We start from the raw sequence: 3,194 nt of genomic DNA, 5'->3' as shown, positions 1-3,194 counted from the left end.
CAAGTAACTATTTCACTTTAGGTCGCATTGATGAAGACCAAGCTCAAGATTATGCCAAACGTAAAGGTTGGGATGAGAGAGAGATGATGAAATGGTTGGGTGTGGCGATGAAGTGATATAATGCCTAAAAATTTTATTCATTATAAAAATTAATTACTAAATAAGGATTTCTTATGGGAGAAACTGTAAACAAATCAAAGATAGCTGAAGAAATTGGACAGAGGATTTTTAAAGCATTATTTTGGGATGTTTGTCCACCAACAAATATTAATTTCTCATGTTCATGTCCCGTTCCTAAAGATGGAGAGAAAAAAGAAGTAGGAAAAACCTATCATAATAATCAAGGGACCCACCCAATGGATGCTTCTTTTTCTTATATAGATCCTTACTTAGGTAAGAAAATTTATCTAAATACTGACTTCAAAAGCTACAGTCAGAAATCTATTACTCCACCTAAGATTAGAAGTAGTTTAAAATCTCTTGCTGAAACTATTAGCTGTGCTCAAGATTCTTCCGAATGGGCTAAGTTTGTGTGTTGTGGGGAAGCAACAAAGGAAGTAAGAGGTTTATTATTCTTATATAATTCAGATTATAAATATGAGCATGATATTATAACTATATTCTAAATCAAGTAAAACTAGAAAACATCCCAATAGAACGCGGGCAATACATACATTTACTAGATCCACTAACTATAAATAGAATAAATTCATTAGTGACTGATCTAAAATCATTAAAAAATGAGCTTTATGATGAATATTCATTCTATTACCCTAACCATAGACTAAGTAAGAATATTATTTCAAATTCAATGAGCCCCCCTTTACCCTGCACGATAGAAATGATTTGTTCAAATTATACGGTTATAAAATATAAAAAAGGTGAAAATGAAGGTTTCCTAATTTATTATAATGGGATAGGTGAAAGTGAAAATGACTTTTTATATTTATTTGATTATTTAACTAGTGTTCAAATTCCATTTGATGAAAATTTGAAAATTAGAGCATCAAATGCGAATGTTTCAAGTTCCATATCTAATAATTTTACGATAGCAAAACAGAGATATTTACAAGAATGGAATTTTTCAAATAGTATTATAGAAAGTCTTAAAGATCTAGAAATAACCATAATAGATCAAAATATTCCTAATTTTATTAATATATTACAGGGTTGGAATGAACTATCATGAAACAAAGCCTAGCATATGCCAATGACAGAAGTGTATATAATGCATTAAATCAAAATAAAATAACAGGAAGAACAATTCAAGAATTGTTTATTAGAAAAGGCATTATCTGTTCTTCAGATACAGATAGAGAAGAGTTAGCCACTTATTTTTCTAGACTGACTCATGATTTTATAGATCACAAATTAATAGCTGATAGCATAGGAATCATACCAAGAAGAGAAAAAATAACATCTACAGAAATTACAGATAGCAATAAAACATCTCTTTCTTATGACAATATTAAGTTTAAATTGAAAGATTTAGAAAAATATTTAAATGAAAATGGTTGCACTGCAATATATAAACCACTAGCAAAAGAGCAAGAGCTAGATATAACATATACAGAAATTGATTATAGTAAATCAGATTTCCAGCAAATGACTACTCGACATGGAAAAATAACTATTAACATTGAAGATAATACAGCTCACATTAGATCTACTCAAACAAAGTTTATTAATAAAATTAAAGAGGATTTAGTTTCTAGTATAATTTCGCTAGATGAAGAAAATTTAAAGCGAAATGTAATAACTCTTAATGATATTAATGATCCAAATTTAAGAACAAAATTTATACTTGAAACTATTAAAAATATCCAAGAATATGAACTAGAAGAGATTACTCAGGTAGGGATTTTTAAGAATAATAGTCTACTTGAAGAAACAGAATCTGAAGATGAGAGAGAAAAAATAATTGCGAATATAAATGATGCTCATTTAAAAGGAAATGATGTTCATTTAACATCAGAATTAAGACATCTTTCAGATAAAGGCTTCTACTATGTCAAAGTTATTGCGACCTTAAAAAGCATAAAAACCAACCTTTTATATACTGTAGACATAGAATTTAAAGATAAAGAGAATTGCGATCTATTTTCTTATATTGTGAAACACATTAGTGAACCTAAATATGATACTGCCACTCAAACATTAAGTTCATATAAATTCCCAAGAGCACCAAAAATGTTAGAGCAAATTGATTTTATGGACAAACTGGAAGAATCTGCTAAAAATGCATTAGAGTCTCTTTAAAATTAGCTAAATTATATAGAATAGGAGTATCTAATTATGGTTAGATATCGATGGTATCGCTTATTAACAAGAAAAGAGATACGTAATATCTTAGATATAATAAATTCCTTGCCCTTTGATAATGGGGTAAAAAAAGGATTTAAAATAAGTTATAAATCTGAAAATAGTGTTAGTGGTATTTTTTATCATATCTCCATATTTCATCAAGAAAATGCAAATATAGACATTCTTAATTCTCTACAATTTTCTATATCAGAGATTAAAGGTTCGATCTATCTAAGAATACAAGATCCAACGCGTAACATAAAAGAATTCTCTAATACATTATTTGAACTATTCGATTTAGATTTAGCCTTTGAACCAATATCAATATCTTTTGATAATGTCAAAGAATGGATTTCATTTAAAGAACATGAGGCAAAGCTGATACTTATTAAAGTATCTAATTTAAAAATCACAGAAAATATTTTTTCTGAAATAACTTTTAAATCTAATGATGAAATAAACATTTCAGAGCTAGAAGTATTGAAGGATAAGCAATATGTTGTTGATACTATTTCTTGGTGCATAAAATCAAAAGTTAAAAATTATAAAATATCAGTATCAAAATCAGGATTGGTAAGTATGAGTGAATATCTTATCCTAGATTTTATTGACTATGTCGAAGCAAGAATATTATGATTCTATATGACTCAATAGCTAATATACCCTTGATAGCACTCTAATAACGATAGTACATACTTCCCAGCATGTACCTGAACTCAATAAAAAATACTTGAAAAACTCCTCCTATGATGGTGCAAGCGTCATCGCTTGTGCCTATCAACTAAAAGTGCGGCCAAAAATCTAAAGAATTCTGAATATTGCCTCTACCAGTGGTTATAAGTAAAACTCTCAATGTTTTTATTAAGCAATACCAGTGTGGATGCTGGCAC

4 protein-coding genes are annotated in these 3,194 nt (G+C 28.6%); all 4 read left to right on the top strand.

The features are described 5' to 3' along the window. Nucleotides 1–173 precede the first annotated feature (173 nt). The 4 genes from RWR88_RS08680 (at nt 174) to RWR88_RS08665 (ending at nt 2,940) form a co-directional block, all read left to right on the top strand. Complete coding sequence (locus tag RWR88_RS08680) at nt 174–626, top strand: hypothetical protein (RefSeq protein WP_314451882.1); 453 nt, start codon at nt 174–176, stop codon at nt 624–626. 89 nt (nt 627–715) lie between these two features. Next, nucleotides 716–1,189, top strand: a complete 474-nt coding sequence (locus RWR88_RS08675; RefSeq protein WP_314451880.1) for a hypothetical protein — start codon at nt 716–718, stop codon at nt 1,187–1,189. After that, a complete protein-coding gene (locus tag RWR88_RS08670) occupies nt 1,186–2,259 on the top strand; it encodes a hypothetical protein (RefSeq protein ID WP_314451878.1) in 1,074 nt (357 codons plus the stop codon). Before RWR88_RS08675 ends, RWR88_RS08670 begins: the two co-directional genes overlap by 4 nt. A gap of 36 nt (nt 2,260–2,295) precedes the next feature. Next, nucleotides 2,296–2,940: a hypothetical protein gene (locus RWR88_RS08665; protein WP_314451876.1), complete on the top strand. Its 645-nt coding sequence runs from the start codon at nt 2,296–2,298 to the stop codon at nt 2,938–2,940. Nucleotides 2,941–3,194: the final 254 nt, after the last annotated feature.

The organism is uncultured Granulicatella sp. (assembly GCF_963528195.1).
GTDB lineage: Bacteria > Bacillota > Bacilli > Lactobacillales > Aerococcaceae > Granulicatella.
This window is presented reverse-complemented; position numbering and strand designations above follow the sequence as displayed.